At 69.7% G+C, this 26,133-nt stretch carries 21 protein-coding genes and 1 tRNA gene; 12 read left to right on the plus strand and 10 right to left on the minus strand.

Features of this window, described 5'->3' with window-relative positions:
• Nucleotides 1-54: 54 nt before the first annotated feature.
• Both ACZ5PP_RS19450 and ACZ5PP_RS19455 read right to left on the minus strand, forming a co-directional pair.
• Nucleotides 55-2,514, minus strand: coding sequence for a Lon protease family protein (locus ACZ5PP_RS19450; protein ID WP_012585004.1), 2,460 nt, complete (start codon nucleotides 2,512-2,514; stop codon nucleotides 55-57).
• 178 nt (nucleotides 2,515-2,692) lie between these two features.
• Nucleotides 2,693-3,826: a glycoside hydrolase 5 family protein gene (locus tag ACZ5PP_RS19455; RefSeq protein WP_276657857.1), complete on the minus strand. Its 1,134-nt coding sequence runs from the start codon at nucleotides 3,824-3,826 to the stop codon at nucleotides 2,693-2,695.
• A 265-nt stretch (nucleotides 3,827-4,091) separates the two neighbouring features.
• Here ACZ5PP_RS19455 and groES point away from each other — a divergent pair, with 265 nt between their 5' ends.
• The 10 genes from groES (at nucleotide 4,092) to grxD (ending at nucleotide 14,419) form a co-directional block, all read left to right on the plus strand.
• Nucleotides 4,092-4,382: a co-chaperone GroES gene (gene groES / locus ACZ5PP_RS19460; protein WP_004311482.1), complete on the plus strand. Its 291-nt coding sequence runs from the start codon at nucleotides 4,092-4,094 to the stop codon at nucleotides 4,380-4,382.
• 52 nt (nucleotides 4,383-4,434) lie between these two features.
• Nucleotides 4,435-6,084 carry a chaperonin GroEL gene (gene groL, locus ACZ5PP_RS19465; RefSeq protein ID WP_004311481.1) on the plus strand — a complete coding sequence of 550 codons (1,650 nt, stop codon included), beginning with the start codon at nucleotides 4,435-4,437 and terminating at the stop codon, nucleotides 6,082-6,084.
• 348 nt (nucleotides 6,085-6,432) lie between these two features.
• A complete protein-coding gene (locus tag ACZ5PP_RS19470; protein ID WP_004311480.1) occupies nucleotides 6,433-7,125 on the plus strand; it encodes a response regulator transcription factor in 693 nt (230 codons plus the stop codon).
• Nucleotides 7,094-8,593, plus strand: a complete 1,500-nt coding sequence (locus ACZ5PP_RS19475) for a sensor histidine kinase (protein WP_004311479.1) — start codon at nucleotides 7,094-7,096, stop codon at nucleotides 8,591-8,593. The genes ACZ5PP_RS19470 and ACZ5PP_RS19475 overlap by 32 nt, the downstream gene beginning before the upstream one ends.
• Nucleotides 8,594-8,660: 67 nt before the next feature.
• Nucleotides 8,661-8,736: transfer RNA gene (locus ACZ5PP_RS19480), tRNA-Phe, on the plus strand.
• Nucleotides 8,737-9,336: 600 nt separating this feature from the next.
• Nucleotides 9,337-10,593 (plus strand): group II intron reverse transcriptase/maturase, encoded by a 1,257-nt coding sequence (ltrA, locus tag ACZ5PP_RS19485; protein WP_464826108.1) that lies wholly within the window; start codon nucleotides 9,337-9,339, stop codon nucleotides 10,591-10,593.
• Between the two features lie 169 nt (nucleotides 10,594-10,762).
• Nucleotides 10,763-12,019, plus strand: coding sequence for a glutamyl-tRNA reductase (hemA, locus tag ACZ5PP_RS19490; RefSeq protein ID WP_004311478.1), 1,257 nt, complete (start codon nucleotides 10,763-10,765; stop codon nucleotides 12,017-12,019).
• A 57-nt stretch (nucleotides 12,020-12,076) separates the two neighbouring features.
• Nucleotides 12,077-13,159 carry a peptide chain release factor 1 gene (gene prfA, locus ACZ5PP_RS19495; RefSeq protein WP_004311477.1) on the plus strand — a complete coding sequence of 361 codons (1,083 nt, stop codon included), beginning with the start codon at nucleotides 12,077-12,079 and terminating at the stop codon, nucleotides 13,157-13,159.
• Entirely contained in the window at nucleotides 13,156-14,025 is an 870-nt protein-coding gene (gene prmC, locus ACZ5PP_RS19500) for a peptide chain release factor N(5)-glutamine methyltransferase (protein ID WP_004311476.1), read from the plus strand. Before prfA ends, prmC begins: the two co-directional genes overlap by 4 nt.
• Before the next feature lie 64 nt (nucleotides 14,026-14,089).
• Complete coding sequence (gene grxD, locus ACZ5PP_RS19505; protein WP_004311475.1) at nucleotides 14,090-14,419, plus strand: Grx4 family monothiol glutaredoxin; 330 nt, start codon at nucleotides 14,090-14,092, stop codon at nucleotides 14,417-14,419.
• 47 nt (nucleotides 14,420-14,466) lie between these two features.
• Here grxD and ACZ5PP_RS19510 read toward each other — a convergent pair whose 3' ends face one another.
• The 7 genes from ACZ5PP_RS19510 to argH are packed head-to-tail and all read right to left on the minus strand — an operon-like array spanning nucleotide 14,467 to nucleotide 21,187.
• Entirely contained in the window at nucleotides 14,467-15,570 is a 1,104-nt protein-coding gene (locus ACZ5PP_RS19510) for a nucleotidyltransferase domain-containing protein (protein ID WP_464826488.1), read from the minus strand.
• Nucleotides 15,567-16,424 (minus strand): HprK-related kinase A, encoded by an 858-nt coding sequence (locus ACZ5PP_RS19515; protein WP_276661653.1) that lies wholly within the window; start codon nucleotides 16,422-16,424, stop codon nucleotides 15,567-15,569. Before ACZ5PP_RS19515 ends, ACZ5PP_RS19510 begins: the two co-directional genes overlap by 4 nt.
• A gap of 11 nt (nucleotides 16,425-16,435) precedes the next feature.
• Nucleotides 16,436-16,723: a hypothetical protein gene (locus ACZ5PP_RS19520; RefSeq protein WP_004311471.1), complete on the minus strand. Its 288-nt coding sequence runs from the start codon at nucleotides 16,721-16,723 to the stop codon at nucleotides 16,436-16,438.
• 6 nt (nucleotides 16,724-16,729) lie between these two features.
• Nucleotides 16,730-17,482: a hypothetical protein gene (locus ACZ5PP_RS19525; RefSeq protein WP_464826489.1), complete on the minus strand. Its 753-nt coding sequence runs from the start codon at nucleotides 17,480-17,482 to the stop codon at nucleotides 16,730-16,732.
• Nucleotides 17,483-17,503: 21 nt separating this feature from the next.
• Nucleotides 17,504-18,427 (minus strand): fructosamine kinase family protein, encoded by a 924-nt coding sequence (locus tag ACZ5PP_RS19530; RefSeq protein WP_464826490.1) that lies wholly within the window; start codon nucleotides 18,425-18,427, stop codon nucleotides 17,504-17,506.
• Nucleotides 18,424-19,719: a protein kinase domain-containing protein gene (locus ACZ5PP_RS19535; RefSeq protein WP_012585011.1), complete on the minus strand. Its 1,296-nt coding sequence runs from the start codon at nucleotides 19,717-19,719 to the stop codon at nucleotides 18,424-18,426. The genes ACZ5PP_RS19530 and ACZ5PP_RS19535 overlap by 4 nt, the downstream gene beginning before the upstream one ends.
• 16 nt (nucleotides 19,720-19,735) lie before the next feature.
• On the minus strand, nucleotides 19,736-21,187 hold the full coding sequence (gene argH / locus ACZ5PP_RS19540) for an argininosuccinate lyase (protein ID WP_464826491.1): 1,452 nt from the start codon (nucleotides 21,185-21,187) through the stop codon (nucleotides 19,736-19,738).
• Nucleotides 21,188-21,283: 96 nt separating this feature from the next.
• Here argH and ACZ5PP_RS19545 point away from each other — a divergent pair, with 96 nt between their 5' ends.
• The gene (locus ACZ5PP_RS19545; protein WP_464826492.1) at nucleotides 21,284-22,393 is read left to right on the plus strand and encodes a sensor histidine kinase; all 1,110 of its coding nucleotides are present in this window, start codon (nucleotides 21,284-21,286) and stop codon (nucleotides 22,391-22,393) included.
• Complete coding sequence (locus ACZ5PP_RS19550; protein ID WP_464826493.1) at nucleotides 22,390-23,184, plus strand: LytR/AlgR family response regulator transcription factor; 795 nt, start codon at nucleotides 22,390-22,392, stop codon at nucleotides 23,182-23,184. The genes ACZ5PP_RS19545 and ACZ5PP_RS19550 overlap by 4 nt, the downstream gene beginning before the upstream one ends.
• Before the next feature lie 6 nt (nucleotides 23,185-23,190).
• On the opposite strand, the gene ppc is transcribed toward ACZ5PP_RS19550, so the two are convergent.
• Nucleotides 23,191-25,953 (minus strand): phosphoenolpyruvate carboxylase, encoded by a 2,763-nt coding sequence (gene ppc, locus ACZ5PP_RS19555; RefSeq protein ID WP_004308693.1) that lies wholly within the window; start codon nucleotides 25,951-25,953, stop codon nucleotides 23,191-23,193.
• Between the last annotated feature and the right edge of the window lie 180 nt (nucleotides 25,954-26,133).

The following is a 26,133-nucleotide window of genomic DNA, read 5'->3' on the forward strand; positions in this document are numbered from 1 at the left end:
CGGCCGCAAACGTCCGGCCGGTGCCGACCCCGCTCTCGGCGCGCGCCACCTGCGTCAGGATGCGTGCGGCCGGCCTCGATGCCCGGCCGCGTCGGCGTCGTCTTCGTGTCCCCGCCGCGCAAACTCGCGCTGCATCCTCGCCAGCTTGCGCAGGCCCTCGACGACGCGCCGGCTCATCGAGCCCGCAGCCATCCTGCCCTGCTCGTCCGGCACGCCCGCCGCCACGCCGGTGAGCAGCTCCACCGCCTCGTCGGCGTCGGCCACCGCCCACACGGCGAAGCGCCCGGCCCGCACCGCCTCGACCACGTCGTCGCGCAGCATCAGGTGGCAGACGTTGGCGCGCGGAATCAGCACGCCCTGGCGGCCGTCGAGACCGCGCACCGCGCACAGGTCGAAGAAGCCCTCGATCTTCTCGTTGATCCCGCCTACCGGCTGCACGACGCCGAACTGGTTCACCGAACCGGTCACGGCGAGCGACTGCTTCACCGCCACGCCCGAGAGCGCCGAGAGCAGGGCCACCAGCTCGGCGAGCGAGGCGCTGTCGCCCTCGACGCCACCGTAGGACTGCTCGAACACCAGGCTCGCCTTGAGCGAGAGCGGCAGCATCCAGCCGAAGCGTGCGGCGAGGAAGGCGGACAGGATCAGCACGCCCTTGGAGTGGATCGGCCCGCCGAGCTTGACCTCGCGCTCGATGTCGATGACCTCGCCGGCGCCGGCGCGCACCGTGGCGGTGATGCGCTGCGGGTGGGCGAAGCTGTCTTCGCCGAGCGGCACCACCGCCAGGCCATTGACCTGGCCGACGTGGCTGCCCGCGGTGTCGATCAGCCACTGCCCGCGCAGGATCTGGTCGAGGTGGCCGAGGCGGATGCGTTCGTGGCGGCGCCGGTGGGCCGCGATCGCGGCGTCCACATGCTCGCACTCGATGCGCGCGGCGCCGGCGGCGAGGGCGAAGTGGGCCGCCTCGCGCAGGCGGTCGTCGAGCGGCTGGGTGCGCGCGCTCAGGCGCTCGGCGTCGGCGGCGAGGCGCGCCGCGTGCTCGATCAGGCGCGCCAGCGCCGGCGCCGACAAGGGCGGCAGGCCGGCGCGGCGCGCCAGGGTGGCGAGCAGGCAGGCGTAAGCGGCGGTGTTGTCCGCGGAGCGTTCGATCTCGCTCTCCATGTCGGCGTTGATGCGGAACAGCGCGGCGAACTCGGGATCGTAGCGGCCGAGCAGGTAGTAGGTCAGGCGATCGCCGATCAGCACCACCTTGAGCTCGAGCGGCATCGGCTCGGGCTCGAGCTGCACCGAGCCGGTCACCCCGATCAGCTCCGAGAGCGACTCGATGCGCAGGCGTGCGGATTTGAGCGCGCGCTTGAGCCCCTCCCAGGCGAAGGGCTGGGACAGCAGCTTGAGCGCATCGAGCACCAGGAAGCCGCCGTTGGCGCGGTGCAGGGCGCCGGCGCGGATCAGGGTGAAGTTGCTCACCAGGGTGCCCATGTGCACCAGGTGGTCGATGCGGCCGACCAGGTTCTGCAGCGTGGGGTGGTCTTCGTACACCATCGGTCGGGTGCCGTCGGCGGGGTTGGCGACGAGCAGGTTCACCAGATAGCGCTGCACGCTGATGCTGCCGGTGTAGGTCAGCGTCTCGCTGTCCTCGTCGGCGTGCGGCGTCGCGCGCAGCGACTCGCCGCTGGCGACGACGTCGGCGAGCACCGCGTCCAGATGCGCGCACACCTCGGGCAGGTCTGCGTGACGCGCCTTCAATTCGTCGACCATGTGGGTGACGGTGGCGCGGATCGCCTCGCGCCCGGCGTCGCGGATGCGGTTCTGCAGCTCGTGCCGCCAGCGCGGGAAATCGCCCATCAGGCGGTGCAGGCGCTCGTGCAGCGCGCGGATGTGCTCGCCGAGCTCGTGCTGGCGTGCCTCGGGCAGCTGCTCGAATTCTTCCTGCGTGAGCGTGCTGCCCTCGTCCTTCATCGGCAGGAAGGCGAAGCCGTGCGGGGTGCGCAGCAGCGCGACGCCGAGCTTCTGGGCCTCGTCGCCGAGGCTGCGCAAGGCGCTCTCCTCGCGCGTCTTGGCCTCCTCCTGCAGGGCCTCGATGCGGTTGCGGTGCTCCTCGCTCTCGAACACCGCGCCGATCGCCGGCACCAGCTCCTCGACGAAGCGGGCCAGATCGTCGCGCAGCGCCGGGCCGCGCCCGCAGGGCAGGCGCAGCAGCCGAGGCTGGGCGGCGTTGGCGAAGTTCCATGCGTAGCACCAGTCCGCGGGTGCATCGCCGCGGCCGCGCGTGTCCTCGAGCAGGCGGCGGACGAGCTCGTGGCGGCCGCTGCCGGGGTCGCCGAGCACGAAGAGGTTGTAGCCCTCGGCGCGGATGTCGAGGCCGAGCCGGATCGCGTCGACCGCGCGGCCGTGGAGGCGGGCGACGTCGAGCTCGGGCAGTTGGGCGGAGGTTTCGATGCCGAGCGCTGCCGGGTCGCAGCGGGTCGCCAGGCGCTCGACGGGCAAGGGGGCCGGCGGCGTGAGCGGAGCGGACATGGGCGCGCCTCCTGCGCTTGGGGTTCTTCTGCGAGTCATCTTAACCCCGGGGCGGGGCGGCGGACCAAGCGGGGAGGAATGCGCGGGGCGGGCACCGTGCGCCCACGGGAGGAGGGGGCACGAACGTGCGAGAGCCGCAGGCGCGAGGGAGACGACGCTGCTGCGGGCGAGGCCTCGTTTACCTCACCCGGAACGGCAGGTTCGCCGTCCCTGCCTTGCCCTCGCGGTCGCGCACGGTGATGAAGAGGCGGTAGGCGCCGGGCTGCGCCGGGGCGACGAAGCTCACGCTGGCGGCATCGGCGTGCAGCACGCGCACGTCGATGCGCGTGGGCGGGGTCTCGGCATCGCCGCCCTTGCGCAGGTCGGTGGCCTCGGCGTGCACGGCCCACTCGGCGGCGAGCGCGCTGCCGTCGTGGGCGACCGCGTCGATGCCGGCGGAGATCTCCGCGCCGGCGGCGAACTCGTCCGCGCCGATGCCGATGCCGCGGATGCGCGGTGCGGGCCGAGGCTGCGGCCGCCCCCAGGCGGCGGCGAGAGCGTCGCTCATCGCGGTGGGGCTACCGTCGGCGAGCAGCAGTCCGTGCCAGGTCGCGGTCTGTTCCTGCTTCGCGCCCCACAGGAAGGGGAAGACGCCGCGGATCTGCGCCTGCTGGTCGAGGAAGGCGAGGGCCTCGGTGAAGAAGCGCGCCTTCTCGGTGCTGGTGAGCTCGACCGGCGCGCCCCAGGGCTTGCGCCCGGCCTGCCACTGCCCGAGCGGGCCGAGCTCGGCGACCACCACCGGCTTGGCGATGCCGGCCGCGCGCAGGCGCTGCGGCAGGTCGAACACCGCACCGGCGTAGACGTTGATGCCGAGCAGCTCGACGTTGGGGCAGCAGCCGGCGAGTGCGCGGAAGGCGTCCATGCCGGTGTCGGCGACCACCATCATGGTGGGGTGGTCGGGGTCGAGCGCGCGGATGCGCGCGGCCAGCCGGTCGACCGCGCGCCACAGCGGCAGCGGGTCGGCGACCCCGGTCTCGATCTCGTTGCCCACGCCCCAGGCGAGCAGGGCAGGGTGCTTGCGGTGGCGGGCGACGAAGTCGAGCAGGGCGTCTTCCTGTGCGCGCACGGCGCGCGCGTCGGCGTAGTCGAAACCGTGGCGCGGGTGCTCCAGCCACAGCCCCATCACCACCTTCAGGCCGAGGCGGTGCGCCTCGTCGAGCACCCAGGCGTCGGACTGGCGGTACACGCGCACGACCTTGGCGCCGGCGGCGGCGAGGCGGGCGAGGCTGGCGCGGTCGCCCTCGAAGGCGGCGCCCTTCCATCGTGCGTCCATGGAGGCGGCGAGGGGGGGAGGTTGGCGTTGGGCGTGGAGGGGCGCCGCGGCGAGCGCCATCACGGCGCAGAAAAAAGTTAACAGGAAGCGCACTTGAAATCCTCTGGACCCGTCCCTATTATTAGCACTCGTTGGCGTCGAGTGCTAACAAGCCTCGATCGACGGGTGCAAGCCCGTCCATCGCCACAGCAGATCCTTTTCCTGCGGACTGGTTCCGCGTGTTTCATCAACCCAGACAGTTGAACCTCAGTTAGGAGAGAACTCGATGAAGATTCGTCCCCTGCATGATCGTGTGATCGTCAAGCGCCTCGAAGCCGAACGCAAGACCGCCAGCGGCATCGTGATCCCGGACAGCGCCGGCGAGAAGCCCGATCAGGGCGAAGTCCTCGCGGTCGGCAACGGCAAGATCCTCGACGACGGCAAGGTCCGTCCGATGGCCGTCAAGGTCGGTGACAAGGTGCTGTTCGGCAAGTACGCCGGCCAGACCGTGAAGGTCGAAGGCGACGAACTCCTCGTGATGCGCGAGGAAGACATCATGGGCGTGGTCGAGGCCTGAGCCTCCCCCGCACCGATCAACCCTAATCGAAACGATTCCGGAGTTCTGAAGAATGGCAGCTAAAGAAGTCAAGTTTGGTGATTCCGCCCGCGAGCGCATGGTCGCCGGCATCAACATCCTCGCCAACGCGGTCAAGGTGACCCTGGGCCCGAAGGGCCGCAACGTCGTGCTCGAGCGCTCGTTCGGCGCCCCGACCGTGACCAAGGACGGCGTCTCCGTCGCCAAGGAAATCGAGCTGAAGGACAAGTTCGAGAACATGGGCGCGCAGATGGTCAAGGAAGTCGCTTCCAAGACCTCGGACATCGCCGGTGACGGCACCACCACCGCGACCGTGCTGGCGCAGTCGATCGTGCGCGAAGGCATGAAGTTCGTCGCCGCCGGCATGAACCCGATGGACCTCAAGCGCGGCATCGACAAGGCCGTCGTCGCCACCATCGACGAGCTCAAGAAGCTGTCGAAGCCCTGCTCGACCAACAAGGAGATCGCCCAGGTCGGCTCGATCTCGGCCAACTCCGACAGCGACATCGGCGACATCATCGCCCGTGCGATGGACAAGGTCGGCAAGGAAGGCGTGATCACCGTCGAAGACGGCAAGTCGCTGCAGAACGAACTCGACGTGGTCGAGGGCATGCAGTTCGACCGCGGTTACCTGTCGCCCTACTTCATCAACAACCCGGACAAGCAGGTTGCCATCCTCGAGCAGCCCTTCGTCCTGCTCTTCGACAAGAAGATCTCCAACATCCGCGACCTCCTGCCGGTGCTCGAGCAGGTCGCCAAGTCGGGCCGTCCGCTGCTGATCATCGCCGAGGACGTCGAAGGCGAAGCGCTCGCCACCCTGGTGGTGAACAACATCCGCGGCATCCTCAAGACCTGCGCCGTCAAGGCCCCGGGCTTCGGCGACCGTCGCAAGGCCATGCTGGAAGACATCGCCATCCTGACCGGCGGCCAGGTCATCGCCGAAGAAGTCGGCCTGACCCTCGAGAAGGCCACCCTGGACGACCTCGGCCAGGCTGCCCGCATCGAAGTCGGCAAGGAAAACACCATCATCATCGACGGCGCCGGCCAGGCCGACCGCATCGAGGCGCGCGTCAAGCAGATCCGCGTGCAGATCGAGGAAGCCAGCTCCGACTACGACCGCGAGAAGCTGCAGGAACGCGTGGCCAAGCTGGCCGGCGGTGTTGCGGTGATCAAGGTCGGTGCCGCCACCGAAGTCGAGATGAAGGAGAAGAAGGCCCGCGTCGAGGACGCCCTGCACGCCACCCGCGCTGCGGTGGAAGAGGGCATCGTCCCCGGCGGCGGCGTCGCGCTGCTGCGTGCCCGCGCCGCGCTGGGCGAGCTCAAGGGCGACAACCACGACCAGGATGCCGGCATCAAGATCGTGCTGCGCGCCATGGAACAGCCCCTGCGCGAGATCGTCGCCAACGCCGGCGACGAGCCGAGCGTGGTGGTGAACAAGGTCGTCGAGGGCTCGGGCAACTACGGCTTCAACGCCGCCACCGGCGAGTACGGCGACATGGTCGAGATGGGCGTGCTGGATCCGACCAAGGTCACCCGCACCGCGCTGCAGAACGCCGCGTCCGTCGCCGGCCTGATGCTGACCACCGACTGCATGGTCGGCGAGCTGGCCGAGGACAAGCCGATGGGCGGCATGCCCGACATGGGCGGCATGGGTGGCATGGGCGGCATGGGCATGGGCATGTAACTGCCTGCCCGGGAAGGTCCGGTCCGCCGGACCTCCCGCCCGCTGCAAGCGAACAAGGCCTCGTCGAGGAATGCCCTCGGCGGGGCCTTTTTGCGTCCATCGGTTCCGGCACGGCGCGGGCCGTCCCGCGTCCAGCCGCCGGGGAGGCTGCCTGCGACTGCGCAAAGCGTGGGACAATTATTTAATTCGGGGAGTAAAAGTCGGTGGGGAGCGCCGCGGCCCAGATGGGCGGGCGCTCCCCGGAACGCCGCTGCGCGCAGCAGCCACGTCCCCGAAGACCGAGCAAAAGGAGAACAGCGGAAACATTCTCTGAATCTCCGCTTACAAGCAACTTACAGCCGGAATGCTATGCGTATCCTGTTGGCGGAAGACGATCCGGTGATCGCCGACGGCATCTGTCGCGCCCTGCGGCGCGGTGGTTGTGCAGTCGATCACGTGGCGGACGGCATGGAGGCGGATGCCGCGCTCGCGGGCCAGGGTTACGACCTGCTCATCCTCGACCTCGGCCTGCCGCGCATGAACGGCATCGAGGTGCTCAAGCGCCTGCGCGCGCGCAAGTCGGCTCAGCCGGTGCTGATCCTGACCGCGCAGGATGGCGTCGACGACCGCGTGCGCGGGCTCGATGCCGGTGCCGACGACTACCTCACCAAGCCTTTCGCCCTGCCCGAACTGGAAGCGCGCGTGCGTGCGCTTACCCGCCGCGGCACCGGCCAGCCGCGCTGCATCGAGATCGGTCAGCTGAGCTACGACCAGGCCGACCGCGTGGTCAAGATCGGCGGCCAGCTCGTCGAGCTGTCGGCGCGCGAGATCGGCCTGCTCGAGATCTTCCTGCTGCGTGTCGGCCGCCTGGTCAGCAAGGACCAGCTCGTTGACCACCTGTGCGGCTGGGGCGAGGAGGTGTCCAGCAACGCGATCGAGGTCTATGTCCATCGCCTGCGCAAGAAGCTCGAGGACAGCGGCGTGCGCATCGTGACCGTGCGCGGCCTGGGGTACTGCCTGGAAAACCCCGATGCTGCCCCTGCGGCGAAAGTCCAGGCCTGAGCGCGCGCCGCGCGGCGCAAACGCGCCGCGCAAGTCCGGGCCGCCGAACTCGCTGTTCGGCGAGATCCTCGACTGGATGCTCGCGCCGCTGCTGTTCCTGTGGCCGATCTCGATCATCGTCACCCACAACGTCGCCGACAGCATCGCCAACCAGCCCTACGATCTCGCACTCGCCGACGGCGTGCGCGCGCTCGCGCGCCTGGTCGAGGTCGAGGACGGCCAGGTGGTGGTGCGCTTTCCGGCGCCGCCGCGCGCGCTGTTCCGCGCCGACCAGGACGACGTCGTCTACTACCAGGTGGCCGACGTCAATGGCGTCACGGTCAGCGGCGACGCCGAGATCCCGCCCATGCCGACCTCGTCCGCAGTCGACGGCGAGGAGGTGCAGCTGCGCGATGCCATGATCCAGGGCGAGGAGGTGCGCATCGCTTGGCGCTTCGTGCGCCCCGACCCTGCGCAGGCCGATCGTTTCGTGCTCGTGCAGGTCGCCGAGACGCGCAACAAGCGCACCGACCTCGCCTCGCGCGTGGTCACCGGGGTGCTGCTGCCGCAGTTCGCCATCATCCCGCTCGCGGTGGTGCTGGTGTGGGTGGGCCTGAGCCGCGGCATCGCGCCGCTCAACCGGCTGCAGAGCCTGATCCGCCGTCGTCGCCCCACCGACCTGTCGCCGGTCGAGCCATCGAGCGTGCCCGAGGAGGTGCGTCCGCTCATCATCGCCTACAACGACATGATGGCGCGCCTGGAAGAGAACCTGCAGGCGCAGCAGCGCTTCATCGCCGACGCCGCGCACCAGATGCGCACGCCGCTGACCGGGCTCAAGATGCAGACCGACCTCGCCATGCACGAGACCGACCCCGACCAGCTACGCCAGTCGCTCACCCGCATCGCCGAGAGCACCGACCGCGCAGCCCACCTGATCAACCAGCTGCTCTCGCTCGCCCGCGCCGAGGCGAGCTTCGAGAAGCTCTACGCGGTGGAGACGGTGGACCTCGATGCGATCGTGCGCGAGGTGGCGCTGGAGCTCTATCCGCGCGCGCAGGCCAAGCGGATCGACCTCGGTGTCGAGGCGGGCGACACGGCCCTGCGCGTGGAGGGCAACCCGGTGCTGCTGCGCGAGATGCTGAAGAATCTGGTCGACAACGCGATCAAGTACACCCCGCGCGGTGGCAGCGTCACCGCGCGCACGCGCTACGCCGGCTCACCGGTGTTCGAGGTCGAGGACAACGGTCCCGGCATCCCCGAGGCCGACCGCGAGCGCGTCTTCGAGCGCTTCTACCGCGTGCTCGGCAGCGGCGTCGATGGCTCCGGCCTCGGCCTGCCGATCGTGCGCGAGATTGCCGAGCTGCACCGCGGCACCGTCACCCTGGACGCCGGCCCGGGCGGACGCGGCACGCTCGCCCGCGTGGTCTTCCCGCGCAGCCACCTGCAGCCACCGCGGCAGGTGCAGGGCGATCACGACGCCCTGGGCTGAGCTTTTCGGGCATTTTCGCCAAACCCTTTGACAAAGGAAAAAGACTGGCTATAATGCGGACCTCGTTGGCCAGTTAGCTCAGTTGGTAGAGCAGCGGATTGAAAATCCGCGTGTCCGTGGTTCGATTCCGCGACTGGCCACCAGAATCCCGATGGGCCGACCGAGTGTCGGCCCATTTGCTTTGGTGCGCCCGGCAGGGCGCACTCACTTGGAGGTGAAAGTCCTCTACTCGCCCGGCAAGGGGAAGAGTTAGCTGAACGGCAAGGGTGTCGCGGGTAACTGCGAATCTGGAGGAAGCCGAAGGCAAAGCGCTGGCCTGACGAACAGGAAGCGGATAGGAGGCGCTGCAGCGGGGTGAGGCGGCCAATATTGTCAAAGCCCGAAACTTGCACGGAACGCTGTGACGTATATCCGACAGGTATAAGCGTGAAGGTGGGTGCGTCATACCCGGGGAGATCCTCACGGGTGCCGTTGTGCTACTGACGTCGTGAGGCGTTGGGATGCGCGTGAGGAAGTCAGCAGAGGCCATAGTAGCCGCCGGGATGGGGCGAAGGGCTGAACATGGAAGAACGCGAGTAGGCGAACGTTTCTCGATGAAGCCGAGGAAGACAGAAGCCCATCGGCCAGATGGGGCGCAGGCAGCGGATTCCGGACGGTATCCGGAGGGGGCTGGGCTGCGTGTCGAGGTGGAGTCGGCGGACGTTGAGCGGACGAAAGCGGAGTTGGAGCGGGCAAGCGGGCTGATGGAAGCCGTGTGTGAGCGCGGCAACCTGTGGCTTGCGTACGAGCGGGTGATCCGCAACAAGGGTGCAGCCGGTGTCGATGGCATCGGGGTATCCGAGTTCAAGGCTCATCTGCAGCAACACTGGCCGACGATCAAGGCCAAGCTGCTGGCGGGGACGTACATCCCGCAAGCGGTGCGCCGGGTGGATATTCCGAAGCCCCAAGGCGGGATGAGGACGCTCGGCATACCGACGCTGACGGATCGACTGATCCAGCAAGCGTTGCATCAGGTGCTCTCACCGATCTTCGAGGTGGCGTTCTCCGAGTCGAGCTACGGCTTCCGACCGGGGCGATCTGCCCATCAGGCGGTCAAGGCGGCGCAGCGGTATGTGGCTCAAGGTCGTCGCGTCGTGGTGGATATGGATCTGGAGAAGTTCTTCGACCGGGTCAATCACGACATTCTGATGGCGAAGTTGGCGAAGAAGATCGGGGACGGGCGGGTACTGAAGCTGATCCGACGGTATCTGGAAGCGGGGATGATGGCAGAGGGCGTCGTCAGCCCGCGGACGCAGGGTACGCCGCAAGGCGGCCCCTTGAGTCCGCTGCTGTCGAACATTCTGCTGACAGAATTGGATCGGGAGCTGGAGCGCCGGGGCCACGCGTTCTGTCGCTATGCGGACGACTGCAACATCTACGTCAGAAGTCAGGCGGCAGGCGAGCGTGTCCTGGGCGGTATTACCCAGTTTCTGTCCGAGCGGCTCAAGCTCACGGTCAACGAGGCCAAGAGCGCGGTCGCACGACCGTGGGAGCGGAAGTTTCTGGGCTACAGCCTGACTTGGCACAAGGCCCCGAAGCTGCGGATTGCGCCGACTAGCCTGAAACGGCTGGAGGACAAGATTCGCGAGGTGCTCAAAGGTGCGAGGGGGCGTAGTGTGCGGCGCACGATCGAAGAACTGAATCCGGTGCTACGGGGTTGGGCAGCGTACTTCAAGCTGACCGAGACCAAGCGGGCGCTGGAAGAGATCGACGGTTGGCTCCGGCGCAAGCTGCGCTGCATCCTGTGGCGGCAGTGGAAGCGCCCTTATACTCGCGCCAGAAACCTGATGAAGGCGGGGCTGAAGGAGGAGCGGGCGTTTCGCTCCGCGTTCAACCAACGCGGGCCGTGGTGGAACAGTGGCGCTAGCCACATGAACGCGGCCTTCCCGAAAGTCTTCTTTGATCGTTTGGGGCTGGTGTCGCTGCTCGATACGACGCGACGACTCCAGTGTCTTTCATGAACCGCCGTATGCGGAACCGCACGTACGGTGGTGTGAGAGGGCGACGGGGGTGACCCCGTCCCCTACTCGATCGGCGTCAATTTGCGGCCAGAAGTCGCTGTTCCGGCTCAATTTTGGGGCGCAGGCGCGGTGTTATAATCCGGCTCGCTCCGTCCCACCCCCCTCCCGCATGCAACTCTTCGCCCTCGGCTTGAACCACCACACCGCGCCGCTCGTCATCCGCGAACGCGTCGCGTTCCAGCCCGAGCGCATGGGGCAGGCGCTGCACGATCTGGCCCATACGGATTCGGTGCGCGAGGCGGCGATCCTGTCGACCTGCAACCGCACCGAGCTCTATTTCGCCGCCGAGCAGCCCCAGCACGCGGCCGACTGGCTCGCTCGTTTCCACCGCCTCGCGCTCGCCGAGGTCTCGCCCTACCTGTATTCCTACCCGCAGCGCGACGCGATCCGCCATGTCTTCCGGGTGGCGAGCGGGCTCGACTCGATGGTGATCGGCGAGCCGCAGATCCTCGGCCAGGTCAAGGACGCCGCGCGCTACGCCGAAGAGGCGGGCACCCTGGGCGTGCTGTTGCACAAGCTGTTCCAGAACACCTTCGCGGTGGCCAAGGAGGTGCGCTCGACCACCGCGATCGGCGCCAACACGGTGTCGATGGCCGCCGCGGCCGTGCATCTGACCGAGCGCATCTTCGAGCGCGTTGCCGACCAGCACGTGCTCTTCATCGGCGCGGGCGAGATGATCGAGCTCTGTGCCGCCCACTTCGGCGGCGCTCGGCCCAAATCCATGGCGGTGGCTAACCGTACCGAGGAGCGTGCCAGGGCCCTGGCGGACCGCTTCGGCGCCACCACCATGCGCATCGATCAGATTGGCGAGGCGCTGCCGCGTTTCGACGTCGTCGTGTCCTGTACGGCCGCGCCGCTGCCCATCGTCGGCTTGGGCATGGTCGAGCGCGCGGTCAAGGCGCGCCGCCATCGCCCGATGGTGATGGTCGATCTGGCCGTGCCGCGCGACATCGAGCCCGAGATCGCCGAACTCGACGACATCTTCCTGTACACCGTGGATGATCTCGCCCAGGTGGTGGAGGCCGGCATGGAGTCGCGCCAGCAGGCGGTGATCGAGGCCGAGCAGATCATCGCCAGCCGGGTCGATGGCTTCCTGCACTGGATGTCGGCGCGCGAGACGGTGCCGGTGATCCGTTCGCTGCGCGAGCACGCCGAGAGCCTGCGCCAGGCCGAGCTCGAGCGCGCCGTGCGCCTGCTCGCCAAGGGCGAGGACCCGCAGCGCGTGCTCGAGGCGCTGTCGCACGGCCTCACCAACAAGCTGATGCACGGCCCCACCCGCTTCCTGAACCAGGCCGAGGGCGAGCACAAGGTCGAAGCCGGCCGCGTGGTGCGCGAGCTCTTCAACCTGTCCCGCGATTCCCACTAGCCGCACGGCTCCGCAGGCCGCCGCCCGCCGGCGGCGCGCGCGCGTCCTTCCTCCGTCATGAAGCAGAGCATCCGCGACAAACTCGAACACCTCGCCAACCGGCTCGAAGAGCTCGACTGCACGCTCGCCTCCGAGGAGGGCGCGCGTGACATGAACGCCTTCCGCGAGCTCTCGCGCGAGCGCGCCGAGATCGAGCCGGTGGTGGCGCTGTACCGCGAGCATCGCCAGGCCGAGGCCGACTGCGCGACCGCGCGCGAGCTGCTCGCCGACCCCGAGATGCGTGAGCTCGGCGAACTCGAGCTTGCCGAGGGCGAGGCGCGCATCGAAGCGCTGGAGGCCGAGCTGCAGCGCGCGCTGCTGCCGCGCGATCCCAACGACGCGCGCAACCTGTTCCTCGAGATCCGCGCCGGCACCGGCGGCGACGAGGCAGCGCTGTTCGCCGGCGACCTCCTGCGCATGTACACCCGCTACGCCGAACGCCAGCGCTGGAAGGTGGAGATCGTGTCGGCGAGCGAATCCGACCTCGGCGGCTACAAGGAGGTCATCGCCCGCGTGGTCGGCAACGGCGCCTATTCGAAGCTCAAGTTCGAATCCGGCGGCCACCGCGTGCAGCGTGTCCCGGTGACCGAGACCCAAGGGCGCATCCACACCTCCGCCTGCACGGTCGCCGTGCTGCCCGAGGCCGACGAGGTCGAGGCGGTGGACATCAACCCCGCCGACCTGCGCATCGACACCTTCCGCGCCTCGGGCGCGGGCGGGCAGCACATCAACAAGACGGACTCCGCGGTGCGCATCACGCACATTCCCACCGGCATCGTCGTCGAGTGCCAGGACGATCGCTCGCAGCACCGCAACAAGGCGCAGGCCATGGCGGTGCTCGCCGCGCGCCTGTACGACGCCAGGGTGCGCGCGCAACAGAGCGCCGAGGCCGCGCAGCGCAAGAGCCTGGTCGGCAGCGGCGACCGCTCCGAGCGCATCCGCACCTACAACTTCCCGCAGGGGCGGGTGACCGACCACCGCATCAACCTCACCCTCTACAAGCTCGATGCGGTGATGCAGGGCGAGCTCGACGAGATCTTCGACGCGCTCACCCTCGAGCACCAGGCCGACCTGCTCGCGGCACTCGGGGAGGATGCATGAGTCCCGCCGCGCCGTCTGCCGACGGGATCGACATCGCCGGCGCGCTCGCCTGGGCACGCGCGCGCATCGACCAGATGGACGCGCGCGTGCTGCTGCGCCACGTGCTGCAGTGCCCGGCCGCGCGTCTGGTGGCGTGGCCGGAGCAGAAGCTTGCTGCGGAGGACTGGGCCGAGTACCGCGCCCTCGTCGAGCGCCGCGCCGCCGGCGAGCCGGTGGCCTATCTCACCGGCACGCGCGAGTTCTACGGGCGCGAGTTCCTCGTCACCCCGGCGGTGCTGATCCCGCGCCCCGAGACCGAGCTGCTGGTCGAGCTCGCGCTCGCGCACTTTCCCGGACGGCGCGGGCTGCGCGTGCTCGACCTCGGCACGGGCAGCGGGGCGCTCGCGGTGACCCTGGCGCTCGAGCTCGAGGCGGCCGAGGTGGTCGCGCTCGACCGCTCGCGCGAGGCGCTGTGGGTGGCGATGGCCAACGCCGCCAGGCTGGGCGCGAGCGTCTCCTTCGTGCAGAGCGACTGGTTCGGCGCGCTCGGCGACGAGCACTTCGAGCTCATCGTGTCCAATCCGCCCTACGTGGCTGCGGGCGACCCGCACCTCGAGCAGGGCGACGTGCGCTTCGAGCCGCGTGGCGCGCTCGCCGCCGGGCCGCAGGGCCTGGACGACCTCGCCGAGATCGTCGCCGGCGCGCCGGCACGCCTGGTCGATGGCGGCTGGCTCTTCCTCGAGCACGGCTACGACCAGGCGGCGTCGGCGCGCGGCCTGCTCGCCGACGCCGGCTTTGCCGCGATCGCCTCGTGGGCCGACCTCGCCGGCATCGAGCGCGTCTCGGGGGGGCGCTGGCTGGGGCGCGCAACGCGCGATTCGCGTTGACGCTGGCGGCGCGCAACGCCTATTATTTCCCGACTGTTTAACTCAACTTTTTCAGGTTTCCAGAATGGACATCCAGGACGTCATCCGCGATCAGGTCACCAACAACGGCGTGGTGCTCTACATGAAGGGCACGCCCCAGTTCCCGCAGTGCGGCTTCTCCTCCACCGCGGTGCAGATCCTCAAGGGCTGCGGCGTGCGCGAGGTGCTCGCGGTCAACGTGCTTGCCGACCCCGAGATCCGTCAGGGCATCAAGGAATTCTCCAACTGGCCCACCATCCCGCAGCTCTACGTCAAGGGCGAATTCGTCGGTGGCAGCGACATCATGCGCGAGATGTACGACAGCGGCGAACTGCAGCAGATGCTCAAGGACGCCGGACTCGTCGGCGAGGACTGATCCCGCGCGACGACCTTCGTCGTGGAACGCCGGCTGCCGACCCGTTTTCAGGGTCCGCCGCCGGCGTTTTCATTCGCACCGTCGGGTGTGCGGCGGCGTGTGCGCAACCAGGCCTTGCGCGCGAGGTGGGGCAGGAGCATGTGCAGGGGCATGCGCAGCAGGTGATAGCGCGCGAGTGCCAGCCGCCGCGCGAATCGCACCGACAGGCCGGGTGGCCGATCGGGGTCGGGCGGGAGCAGGGCGAGCGAGATGCAGGCCTCCATCGGCCGGCGGAGTACGGCGGCGGGGCCGGGAAGGGCGCTCAGGACCTCCTGGGGGACCGGCGTCTGCATCCAGCTGCGCGCGAAATGCAGCCCATACCAGAGCGGGCGGCCCAGCCCGAGCGCATTGGCACGCTCGACGAGGCCCGGCCAGAAGCCCGTCGTGCCGGCGAAGCTGCGCAGCAGGCCGTCGATGTCGGCGATCTCGCGCACGCGCAGGGCGAGATCGCCGTCCTGGAAGCAATGCACGCAGGCATGCAGCACCTGGTCCCGCGCCGACAGCACGCGGAAGCGGCTGCCGGCGATCGGCAAGCTCTCGTCGAGCAGCGGCGCCGGATCGAAATGGCGCCGCCCGGTCACCGGCGTGATCGCGTGATGCAGGTCGAGTTCGAGGAAATGGCCCGGGAAGCGCAGGGGGGGCGTCTCGTGGCTCCAGTCGCGGTAGTAGCGTTCATCGTAGGGGTCCAGCGCCGCGCTTTCCCAGCCCGCGGCGTGCAGCCTCGCCTCCATGGTGCGCAGGGCGCGTGCGGGCACCAGCAGGTCGATGTCGGAGACGAAGCGGCCGCGGGCGAAGCCGAGCGCCTGCAGTGCGTAGGCGCCGCCCTTCAGGGCGATCACCGGGAAATCGCCGCCGCACAGCGGGGCCACGTCGCGCAGCTCGGCGTCGAGCATGCGCGCGCTGAAGTCCGCCATCCTCGTCGCCGACAGCAGGTGGCGGCGGACCCGCTCCGACACGGTCGGATTGTCCGCGTTGGCGGCGGCGAGGCGGCCATGCAGGCCGGTCATGCGCGCGAGCCGCAGCACCCGATCCCAGCGCGCCTCCGGGATCTCGAGGGCTTCGTGAAGGCCGCGCAGCAGCAGGGCACAGTCGGCCGCCGGATGCGTGCTCATGAGGCTTTTCCGAATAGCTGCTCGATGCAGGGGAGGGCGTCGGCGAGCGCGCCATACTCGATCTCCCAGGCGGGGGCCGTGCGCGCGAGGCGGAGGATGGCGTCGAAGCCGACCGGGCCGAGCTTGCGGTAATTGAAACTGTTGAGCCCCAGCCGCATCGCGGCCTCCGCCCTGCGCACCGGTTCGCAGCGCAGGGCTGCGCCTTCGCGATATCTCGGGAACACCACGAGCGCGGGTGTGACCGGCCGGCGGCGTGCTGCGACGCTCGCACGGTCGGGTGCGAAGTGCGCCACGTCGCCCTTGCGCGTACCGGCAAAGACGGGGCCGAGGACCGCGCCCGGCTGGCCGCCGATGATGTCGATCGAGCGATTCTTCAGCGCTGCGGGCTTGAGCAGGGGGTGCAGCAGTCCGGATTCGGTATCCAGCACCCCGAACTCGTCCGAGAGGAAGCGCCAGCCTGCGAGGTGAAGGGCGCAGGTCAGCGTGCTCTTGCCCGAGCCCGGTGCGGCGGGAAGGATCAGGGCACGGTCCTCGCGCGCGACCACGCCTGCATGCAGCAGTACATGCGCGTTGAGGCGCTGCGCCAGCAGCCAGTTGGTGCCCCATTCGAAAAGAGGCAGGGCGCTGCCGAGCGGGTAGGGGTCGAAGGGGCAGGAGGCCTCCGACCACAGGCGTACCTGCGGGCCCCACACGCGCCAGGGCGGCCCGGGGAGCAGCGCGACGCGCACGTCCGCGAAGCCGCTGTCCCCTGCCTGCGAATGGTCGCGGTAGAGCAGGTCGAGCTGGGCATTGAACTCGCGAAGCGGCGAGCGCACCACCACGCTGGCCGCACCGAGGTCGATCGAGCGCTGCATCACGCCGGCCTTCAAGCCTCGGTCCCCGTGCCCGCAGCGCGCTCGGCGAGCGCGGTCAGCGCGACCGCCAGGCGTTCCAGTCCCGCCGGCCAGCCGCCGTTCGCGGCGACCTCGGCGCGGAAGGCCTCGAAACATCCGGCTTCGATGGCGAGCGCCGCCTCGCGCAGCACGATCACGGCGCCCGCGCTCAGCAGATGGGTATCCCAGCGCAGCGGATCGAGAAAAAGAAACTGCCCGTCGAGGGACGGGCAGTAGCGTTCGATCCAGGCCAGCGGCCCCAGCGGCGAGGTCGGCTGCATCGGCGTTCAGCCGCCGTAAGTGAAGCCACTCTTCGCATTCGGATTCACCGACGCGAGGCAGGAACCCTCCAGCGGGGTCTTCTGCTCGGTGCGCATGGTGATCGCGGGGTAGTTGCCGACGAAGTTGCCGTTCGCGTCGAAGTACGCCAAAACCCAAGCGGTCTTCGGGTACGCGGGCGACTGCGAGCTCTTCTTCGTCGCCAAGGCGATCAGCGTCGGAGCTTCGCCGACCACCGCCGGCACGCGGTACCAATTGATGCCGTTGTCGAGCGAGAAGCCCTCGAAGTCCGTATTCGGAATGCCCCCCACGTTCCCGCTGCATTCCCACACGGCGACCTTGCTCCAGGCCCACTCGTCAACCCCGGTCATGGCCGCCGGGTCGGTCCACGAAAACTGGTTACCGTTCGCAGGCGGGGTTTCTTCAATGTACGTGTTCTTCACGCATCCGATCGATGCCGCAGCCGCGCTACCGCCGTATCCCAGCGTGAGCACGGTGGATGCGCCCAGCGCGCCCTTCAGGACTCGCCTTCGCTGCTCGACCGTCTCGTTGTTCCGGATCCTGTCCATCATCAATCCCTGATTCCGCTGGTGCCTGATTTCATTATATCTGCCGCCCGACGTCTTTCCGATGAACCTTGCCCAGACCGTAGCAAATATCACGCCCGCGTCGAAAAATCGACGCAAGTCGCTGATTTCAAAATAGGTGTGCTGTGCGGGCAGATCGCGCTCCGGGGCCGAGTGTAAAAAACGCCGACGCATCCGCTCCTGCTTCGGGGCGTTTCAGTCCCTGCGCCGCGCCAACTCCTCGTTCAGCCGCGTGGCCAGCCGGAGGGACTCGCGCAGGTAGGCGCGGCCGAACAGGTTGAGGTGGTTGAGCAGGTGATAGAGGCTGTACAGCGGCTTGCGCTGCTCGTAGTCCTCGTGCAGCGGCCAGGCGCGCCGGTAGGCGGCGTAGAAGGCCGCAGGGAAACCACCGAAGAGCTCGCTCATGGCGAGGTCGGCTTCGCGGTCGCCGCGGTGCACCGCGGGATCGAACACCACCGGCGTGCCGTCGGCCAGCACCGCCGCGTTGCCGTGCCAGAGGTCGCCATGGAGCAGGCTTTCGGGCGGGCGGTAGTCGAGGAAGAGCGCGGGGACGCGGTCGAGCAGGCGGTCGGCCTGGCGCTGCAGCTCGATGTCGAAACCCTGCGCGCGGGCGCGCGCGAACTGCGGGCGCAGGCGCTGCTCGACGAAGAAGCGCGCCCAGTTGTCGCGCTCGGTGTTCGCCTGCGGCGTGCGCCCGATGAAGTTGTCGCGCGGCCAGCCGAAGTGCTCGCCGACGTCGCGGTGCAGCGCCGCCAGCGCCTCGGCGAAGCGGGCGCCGTCGGCCGCGCTGGTCAGCGGCTGCAGGTCGAGCCATTCCAGCACCAGGATGGCGTGGGCCTCGTCCCCCCCGCGCGCGATCACCGCCGGGGTGCGCAGGCTGCCGCTTGCCGCGATCGCGCCGAGGCCGTCGGCCTCGGCCTCGAACATCGGCGCCTGGGCGGCAGGGGCGAGCTTGGCGAAGAAACGTGCGCCACCGGCGTCCTGGAGGCGCAGCGCGGTGTGGATGCTGCCGCCGCTCACCGGCTCGGCGGAGACGATGCGCAGCTGCTCGCCCATGGCGGCGCGCAGGGCGGCCTCGACGGCGGGAAGGGCGGGGTGGGGCGTCGGCGATTCGTTCATAGATTGGCGATGCGGGCACTGGCTTGCGACAGGCGCGTCGCCAGCACCTCGAGGAAAGCCTGGTAGAAATGCATGCGCAGGGTCTCGCTGGCGCGCTCGAGCGCGCGCGCGCGAATCGTCACCAGCTCGGTGTCCGCGGCGGCCTCGACCGAGGCCGAGCGCACGCCGGAGATGGTGGAGAACACCGCGATCTCGCCGAAGCAGTCGCCCGGGTTGAGCACCTCGAGCAGGCGTCCCTGCTTGCTCACCCGCGCCTCGCCGGCGAGCACGAAGCAGATGGCGTCGCCGCGCTCGCCCTCCTTGATGATCACCGTGCCCGCGAGCGCGCGGTCGAAGCGCGACAGCCCGATCACCTCCCACAGCTCGGCGTCGGCGAAGCGGCGGAAGAAGCGCATCGTGCGCAGCGCCTCGAACTTGCCGGTGTCGCCGAGGCGGTCCGGGGCGAGCGCGAGGCTGCGGTTGCGGAAGGCGAGCGCGAGGTCGTGGGAGAACTCGCTCCAGCTCTGGTAGCGGCGCTCGATGTCCTTCTCGGTGGCGCGGCGCACGATCGCGTCGAGCGCCTCGGGTACCTCGGGGCGCAGCTCGGAGGGCGGCGGCGGGGTGTCGTGTGCGATGCTGTAGAGCAGGCTGTAGCTGTTCTCCTGCTCGAAGGGCAGGTGGCCGGTGAGGAGCTGGAACATCACCACGCCGAGCGAGTAGATGTCGGTGCGGTGGTCGAGCGGCACCTCGCGCACCTGCTGCGGCGACATGTAGGCGGGCGAGCCGACGCCGGCGATCTGCGTGGTCTCGCGCGCGGTGTGCAGCGCGGCGCCGAAGTCGGAGATGCGGATGTCGCTGCCGCCGGGCGCCATCAGCAGGATGTTGGCCGGCTTGATGTCGCGGTGCGTGATGCCCTGGTGGAAGGCGTAGTCGAGCGCGCGCGTGGCCTTGAAGACGATCTCGATGACGCGCCCGAAGGGGGCCAGCGTCGCCGGCGTCGCGATGTCCTCGAGCGTGCCGCCGGGCACGTGGTCCATCACCAGCCAGGCATCCTCGTCGGTGACCAGCGCATCGTGGATGCGCACGATGTGCGGATGGGCGAGCTTGCCGGCGAGCGCGGCCTCGTTGAGGAAGAGCTGACGCAGCAGGCGGCCGCGCTGCGGATCGGCGAGGATCTCGCGGCGCAGGCGCTTGATCGCCACCTCGACCTGGCGGAACGGGTCCCAGGCGAGATGGACGCTGCTGGTGGCGCCCTTGCCGATGCGGCGGAGAAGCTCGTACTTGCCGATGCGCTCGGCCGCCGCTGTGGTCATGGGCGTCGGATCGGGCTCAGCCTTGGCCGAGGCCGATGCGGGCGCGCGCCACCGCGGCGCGCACCTGCTCGGGCGCGGTGCCGCCGATGTGCTTGCGCGAGGCCAGCGAGCCTTCGACGGTGAGGACGCCGAAGACGTCCTCACCGAGGCGCTCGGCGGCGCCGGGCACGTGGGCCATGGCGATGCGCAGCTCGTCGAGGGTGAACTGCGGCAGGTCGCAGCCCTTGACCTCGGCTGCGCGCACCGCCAGCGCCACGGCCTCGTGGGCGTCGCGGAAGGGCAGGCCCTTCTTCACCAGGTAGTCGGCGAGGTCGGTGGCGGTGGCATAGCCCTGGCTGAGCGCGCCGCGCATGGCCTCTGCCTTGACGCGGATGCCGCCGATCATGTCGGCGTAGATGCGAAGCGTGTCGATGACCGTGTCGGCGGTGTCGAACAAGGGCTCCTTGTCTTCCTGGTTGTCCTTGTTGTACGCCAGCGGCTGGCCCTTCATCAGCGTGAGCAGGGCGACCAGGCTGCCATTGACGCGGCCGGTCTTGCCGCGCACCAGCTCGGGCACGTCGGGGTTCTTCTTCTGCGGCATGATCGAGCTGCCGGTGCAGAAGCGGTCGGCGAGGTCGATGAAGCCCACGCGCGGGCTCATCCACAGGATCAGCTCCTCGGACAGGCGCGACAGGTGGGTCATCAGCAGCGCGCTGGCGGCGCAGAACTCGATCGCGAAGTCGCGGTCGCTGACGGCGTCGAGCGAGTTGTAGCAGACCTCGTCGAAGCCGAGCTCTGAAGCGACGAACTCGCGGTCGATCGGGTAGCTGGTGCCGGCGAGCGCGGCCGAGCCGAGCGGCAGGCGATTGACGCGCTTGCGGCAGTCGGCGAAGCGCTCGGCGTCGCGCCGGCTCATCTCGAAGTAGGCCATCAGGTGGTGGCCGAAGGTGACCGGCTGCGCCACCTGCAGGTGGGTGAAGCCGGGCAGCGGCGTGCCGGCATGGGTTTCGGCGACCTCGAGCAGGCGGGCCTGGAACTCGGCGATCAGCCCGAGGATGCGGTCGATCGCGTCGCGCAGCCACAGGCGGATGTCGGTGGCGACCTGGTCGTTGCGGCTGCGGCCGGTGTGCAGGCGTTTTCCCGCGTCGCCCACCAGCGCGGTGAGGCGCTTCTCGATGTTCAGGTGCACGTCCTCGTCGTCGAGGCTCCAGGCAAATTCGCCGCGCTCGATCTCGCCGGCGATCTGTGCCATCCCGCGCTCGATGTCGACGAGATCCTGCGTGCCGATGATGCCCTGGCGGGCGAGCATCCTGGCGTGCGCGAGCGAGCCGCGGATGTCCTGCGCGGCCATGCGCTGGTCGAAGGACACGCTCGCCGTGTAGCGCTTGACGAGTTCGGAAACGGGTTCGGAGAAGCGGCCGGACCAGGCCTTGGCGCTCGCGTCGGCGGGGGCGTTGGCGCTGGCGGCCGGCGTCGTGGTGTCTGTCATAATCGGGGTGTTGAAAACGGAAAGGGCCGGCCCTGCGCTGCCGGCCCGGCATGGAACGATTACGGGAAGGGGCGCCGCCTGCGGTGGCGCGCGTAGATGGCCGAAAGTATAAAGCAAAAGCCCCCGGCGCTCGGCGCGCCGGGCCTGCCCGACTTCCGCAACCTCGGGGTGATGTTGCGCGTCCTGCTGGCGGTGAACCTCTTCGCCGCGCTCACCGTGGCGATCCGGCTCGATGCGCCCGCCCGGCTCGCCGACGAGCTCGCGCTGATGGCCGGGCGGGTGGAGCTGCCGCTGCTGCTGAGCCTGGTGCTCCTCTACCTCGGCGCGCCCGGGCTGAGTGCGCTGCCGGTCGCGGCCGGGCGCGGCGTCGTACTCGTGCTCGCCAGCCTGGCGGCGATCGCCGCCAGCCTGCTCGCCGCGGTGCCGGCCGTGGAGTGGTGGCGACCACTGGGCTGGGCGTGGCTCGCCGCTGCGCTCTGCCTGGCGTATTTCGACTGGCGCAGCCGGCGCCTGTCGCCGGCGCTCGCCGAGGCGCGGCTGATCGCACTGACCGCGCGCATCCGGCCGCACTTCTTCTTCAACTGCCTGAACGGCGTGCTCGGCGTCATCCGCTCCGAGCCGCGCCGCGCGGAACAGGCGCTGGAGGAGCTCGCCGACCTGTTCCGCGCGCTGATGCAGGACGGCCGCGAGCGCGTGACGCTGGCCGAGGAGATCGAGCTCGCCGAGCGCTATCTCGGGCTGGAGCGCCTGCGGCTCGGCGAGCGCCTCGCGGTGCGCTGGGAGTTTGGAGGAGGGGGTGGAGAGGCGGAAGAGGACGGGGAAGGCGGGGAAGGCGGGGAGGGCGGACGAGGTGGTGACGGCGGCGAGAGGCGTACGCGCGTGCCCACGGAACTGCTGCGCGCCCGCATGCCCTCGCTGCTGCTTCAACCCCTGCTCGAAAATGCCGTCTACCACGGCATCGAGCCTGCCGCCGCCGCGGGTGAGGTGATCGTCCGCATCGCGCGCCACGGCAAGGAGCTTTGCATCGAGGTGGACAACCCGGTCGCCGCGCAGGGGGCGCACCATGTCGGCAACCGCATGGCGCTGGATAACATCCGCGAGCGCCTGATGCTGTTCCACGACCTCGAGGCGAGGCTGGAGATCGACGAGGCGGATGGCCGCTACCGGGTGCGCATCCGCCTGCCCTGGGAGAGGGAGGCCGCATGACCGCAACCGCACCCGAGGCTGTCGCGGCGCTGCGCGTGCTCGTCGTCGATGACGAAGCGCCGGCGCGTGCGCGCCTGCGCGACCTGCTCGGCGACGTCGCCGGGCAGCAGCCCAACGCGATCGTCGGCATGGCCGCCAACGGCGTCGAGGCACTGCGACTGCTCGACTCCGCGGCGGCGGACGTGGTGCTGGCCGACATCCGCATGCCGGTGATGGACGGCGTGGAGCTCGCCCGCCACCTCGCCCGCCTGCCGGCGCCTCCGGCGCTGGTCTTCGTGACCGCCTACGACCAGTACGCGGTGCAGGCCTTCGAGCTCGCCGCGGTGGATTACCTGCTCAAGCCGGTGCGCGCGCAGCGCCTGGCCGCGGCGCTCGAGCGCGTACGCGCGCGCCGCGCGCCGCCGGCGGCCGACGTGCTGGCCACGCTGGCGACGCGCGCGCGTCGCCACTTCAGTGTCGCGGAGTGCGGCCGCATTCTTCTGGTGCCGGTGGCCGAGGTGCGCTATCTGCGTGCCGAGCTCAAGTACGTCACCGCGCGCACCGCGGCGCGCGAGTATGTGCTCGACGAGTCGCTGGTGCAGATCGAGCAGGAGTTTCCGCGCAGTTTCCTGCGCCTGCACCGCAACTGCCTGGTCGCGCTCGCCGCGGTGGCGGGTGTGGAGCGGGCAGCGGAGCGGGATGGACAGAAGGAGGCCGAGCCGCGCTGGGAGGTGCTGTTGCGCGATCTGCCCGAGCGTCTGCCGGTGAGCCGGCGGCAGTGGCCGGCGGTGCGGCAGGCGCTTGGCCTGTAAGACGGCTCAGCCGCTGTTGCGCAAGCCCGCGGCGATGCCGTTGATGGAGATGTGGATGCCGAGCCGGATGCGCTCGTCGATGCCGCCCGCCTCGGCGGCGTCGCGGTGGCGGCGCAGCAGCTCGACCTGGACGTGGTTGAGCGGGTCGAGGTAGGGGAAGCGGTTGCGGATCGAGCGCTTGAGCAGCGGGTTGGCGTCGAGCAGCTCGCTCTGGCCGGTGATCCGCAGTACCGCCCCGACCGTGGCCTGGTGCTCGGCGCGGATGCGCCCGAAGATCGTGTCGCGCAGCGCCGCGTCCTTGACCAGCTCGGCGTAGCGGCTGGCGATCGCGAGGTCGGTCTTGGACAGCACCATGTCCATGTTCGACAGCAGGGTCTGGAAGAAGGGCCATTCCATGTTCATGCGCTGCAAGAGCGCCAGGCCGTCGTCCGGGTTGGCGGTGAGGAAATCGCGCACCGCGCTGCCGAAGCCGTACCAGCCCGGCAGCATCACCCGGCACTGCGACCAGCTGAACACCCAGGGGATCGCGCGCAGGTCCTCGATCGCGGTGCTCTTCTTGCGCGAGGCCGGGCGGCTGCCGATGTTGAGCGCCGCGATCTCGCTGATCACGGTCGACTCCCAGAAGTAGCGCTCGAAACCCTCGGTCTCGTAGACCAGGCCCCGGTAGGCCGCGAAGGCCGCGTCCGAGAGCGCCTGCATGGCGTCGAGGAAGGCGGGCGGCGTCGGGCTGGCGCTGGCCGGGCGCAGGCTGGACTCGAGCGTGGCGGCGACCAGCACCTCGAGGTTGCGCCGGCCGACTTCCGGATTGCCATATTTGGCGCCGATCACCTCGCCCTGTTCGGTGAGGCGGATCTGCCCCTGCACCGCGCCCTCGGGCTGGGCGAGGATGGCCTGGTAGCTCGGGCCGCCGCCACGGCCCACCGAGCCCCCGCGGCCGTGGAAGAGGCGCAGGCGCACGCCGTGGCGCGCGAAGGTTTCGACCAGCTCGCCCTCGGCCTTGTAGAGCGCCCAGCCCGAGGTCAGGAAGCCGCCGTCCTTGTTGCTGTCGGAGTAGCCGAGCATGACCTCCTGGGTGTGGTCGCGCGCTTCGAGCAGTCCGCGGTAGGCGGGGATCGAGAAGATGCGCGCCATCACGCCGGCGGCGTTCTCGAGGTCGCCGATGGTCTCGAAGAGCGGCACGATGTTCACGTCGAGCGCGTTCTCGAGCGGGCGCAGGAGGCCCGCCTCCTTCAGCAGCACCGCGAGTTCGAGCAGGTCGGAGACGTCGTCGGTCTTGGAAATGATGCAGTTGCGGATCGCCGCCGTGCCGTAGCGCAGGTGGGCCTGGCGGGCGGCGCGGAAGATCGCCAGCTCGCCCTCGGTCTCGTCCGTGTAGCGGACGTGCGGCGAGGCGAGCGGGCGCGCGGTGGCGAGTTCTTCGAGCAGCAGCGCACAGCGCGCGTCCTCGTCGAGGCTGGCATAGGCGGTGCCGGGGCAGGCGCGTTCGAGCAGCTCGGCGACCGTGCGTTCGTGCACATCCGAGTTCTGGCGCAGGTCGAGCGGGGCGAGATGGAAGCCGAACACCTTCACCGCGCGGCGCAGGTGGCGCAGCCGCCCGCGCGTGAGCGCGCCCGAGCCGTTGGCGGCGAGCGAGCGGTGCAGCACCTCGAGGTCCTCGGCGAGCGCGGCCGCGCTCGGGTAGGGCTGGGCGGCGGCGACCGCGTGGCGTAGCGGGTCGTGGCCAAGCAGGCTGCGGTAGGTGGCGGCCAGGCGCGCGTAGATGCCCGAGATCGCGCGCCGGTAGGGCTCGTCGCTGCGATGCGGCGAGTGGTCGGGCGAGGCCTCGGCAAGCGCGAGCAGGGCATCGGAGGCCGAGACCAGGCCGATGCCGAGCGAGAGCTGCGAGCCCAGGATGTGCAACTCGTCCAGATAATGCCCGAGCGCGACCGCGCACTGCATGGCGAGCGCGCGCTCGAGCACCTCGGCGGTGACGAAGGGGTTGCCGTCGCGGTCGCCGCCGATCCAGCTCCCCACCTGCACGAAGGCGGCGAGCTCGGGCGTGCCCAGCGCCCGGTCGGCGGCGGCGAGACGGTCCTCCAGGCTGGCGTAGAGCCGTGGCAGTTCGCGCAGGAAGGTGGTCTCGAAGTAGGACAGGCCGTTGTTGACCTCGTCGATCACCGACAGCTTGGCGGTGCGCAGCATGCGCGTCTGCCACAGCGTCAGCACCGCGCGACGCAGCGCCTCGTCGTTGGCCTCGGCCTCCTCGGGGGTGAGCTGCATGCGGTCGCGCGCGTCCAGAAGCCGCGCGATCACGGTCTCGCAGTTGAGGATGCTCTTCCTCTGCACCTCGGTGGGGTGGGCGGTGAGCACCGGCGACACCAGCGCGCCGTCGAAGAAGCCGGCCAGCGCCGCGGGGTCGGCCGCACCGCTGTCGAGCGCGCGCTCGAGCGCGTGCGCCAGGCTGCCCTCGCGCGGTGCCGAGCCGGCGATCAGGTGCGCGCGCGAGCGCCGGATGTGGTGCTGGTCCTCGGCGATGTTGGCCAGGTGGGAGAAATAGCTGAAGGCGCGCACCACCTGGATGGTCTGCTCGCGTGACAAGGCGTCGAGGATGTCCTCCAGCTCGCGGCGCGCGGCGATGTCGTCGTCGCGGCGGAAGCGCACCGAGTTCTGGCGGATGCGTTCGATGAGGCCGAATGCGGCCTCGCCCTGCTGGTCGCGCACGGTGTCGCCGAGCAGGCGGCCGAGCAGGCGGATGTCGTCGCGGAGGGGGGCGTCCTTGTCCTGGTTCATTCTTTCGTTTCGGAATTCGATTGGAGGGGAGAGCGGAGCTTACCGCAAGCGGGTCGCTTTCCTGCCCGTTTCAGGTCGATCCCCGGTGCTGCCGTCTTTCGCGCCGGCTGCCCGGTGGGAGGCGGCGCGGCCGGCCCGCGTGCTAGAATGCGCCCAGTCGTGCGGACGCATTCAGCATTC

The organism is Thauera sp. DNT-1, from assembly GCF_055393985.1.

What these genes read in the sequence shown, in the direction of transcription:
- ACZ5PP_RS19450 (WP_012585004.1), bottom strand. Translation starts at nt 2,514, where the DNA reads ATGTCCGCTCCGCTCACGCCGCCGGCCCCCTTGCCCGTCGAGCGCCTG.
- ACZ5PP_RS19455 (WP_276657857.1), bottom strand. Translation starts at nt 3,826, where the DNA reads ATGGACGCACGATGGAAGGGCGCCGCCTTCGAGGGCGACCGCGCCAGC.
- groES (WP_004311482.1), top strand. Translation starts at nt 4,092, where the DNA reads ATGAAGATTCGTCCCCTGCATGATCGTGTGATCGTCAAGCGCCTCGAA.
- groL (WP_004311481.1), top strand. Translation starts at nt 4,435, where the DNA reads ATGGCAGCTAAAGAAGTCAAGTTTGGTGATTCCGCCCGCGAGCGCATG.
- ACZ5PP_RS19470 (WP_004311480.1), top strand. Translation starts at nt 6,433, where the DNA reads ATGCGTATCCTGTTGGCGGAAGACGATCCGGTGATCGCCGACGGCATC.
- ACZ5PP_RS19475 (WP_004311479.1), top strand. Translation starts at nt 7,094, where the DNA reads ATGCTGCCCCTGCGGCGAAAGTCCAGGCCTGAGCGCGCGCCGCGCGGC.
- ltrA (WP_464826108.1), top strand. Translation starts at nt 9,337, where the DNA reads ATGGAAGCCGTGTGTGAGCGCGGCAACCTGTGGCTTGCGTACGAGCGG.
- hemA (WP_004311478.1), top strand. Translation starts at nt 10,763, where the DNA reads ATGCAACTCTTCGCCCTCGGCTTGAACCACCACACCGCGCCGCTCGTC.
- prfA (WP_004311477.1), top strand. Translation starts at nt 12,077, where the DNA reads ATGAAGCAGAGCATCCGCGACAAACTCGAACACCTCGCCAACCGGCTC.
- prmC (WP_004311476.1), top strand. Translation starts at nt 13,156, where the DNA reads ATGAGTCCCGCCGCGCCGTCTGCCGACGGGATCGACATCGCCGGCGCG.
- grxD (WP_004311475.1), top strand. Translation starts at nt 14,090, where the DNA reads ATGGACATCCAGGACGTCATCCGCGATCAGGTCACCAACAACGGCGTG.
- ACZ5PP_RS19510 (WP_464826488.1), bottom strand. Translation starts at nt 15,570, where the DNA reads ATGAGCACGCATCCGGCGGCCGACTGTGCCCTGCTGCTGCGCGGCCTT.
- ACZ5PP_RS19515 (WP_276661653.1), bottom strand. Translation starts at nt 16,424, where the DNA reads ATGCAGCGCTCGATCGACCTCGGTGCGGCCAGCGTGGTGGTGCGCTCG.
- ACZ5PP_RS19520 (WP_004311471.1), bottom strand. Translation starts at nt 16,723, where the DNA reads ATGCAGCCGACCTCGCCGCTGGGGCCGCTGGCCTGGATCGAACGCTAC.
- ACZ5PP_RS19525 (WP_464826489.1), bottom strand. Translation starts at nt 17,482, where the DNA reads ATGCGTCGGCGTTTTTTACACTCGGCCCCGGAGCGCGATCTGCCCGCA.
- ACZ5PP_RS19530 (WP_464826490.1), bottom strand. Translation starts at nt 18,427, where the DNA reads ATGAACGAATCGCCGACGCCCCACCCCGCCCTTCCCGCCGTCGAGGCC.
- ACZ5PP_RS19535 (WP_012585011.1), bottom strand. Translation starts at nt 19,719, where the DNA reads ATGACCACAGCGGCGGCCGAGCGCATCGGCAAGTACGAGCTTCTCCGC.
- argH (WP_464826491.1), bottom strand. Translation starts at nt 21,187, where the DNA reads ATGACAGACACCACGACGCCGGCCGCCAGCGCCAACGCCCCCGCCGAC.
- ACZ5PP_RS19545 (WP_464826492.1), top strand. Translation starts at nt 21,284, where the DNA reads ATGGCCGAAAGTATAAAGCAAAAGCCCCCGGCGCTCGGCGCGCCGGGC.
- ACZ5PP_RS19550 (WP_464826493.1), top strand. Translation starts at nt 22,390, where the DNA reads ATGACCGCAACCGCACCCGAGGCTGTCGCGGCGCTGCGCGTGCTCGTC.
- ppc (WP_004308693.1), bottom strand. Translation starts at nt 25,953, where the DNA reads ATGAACCAGGACAAGGACGCCCCCCTCCGCGACGACATCCGCCTGCTC.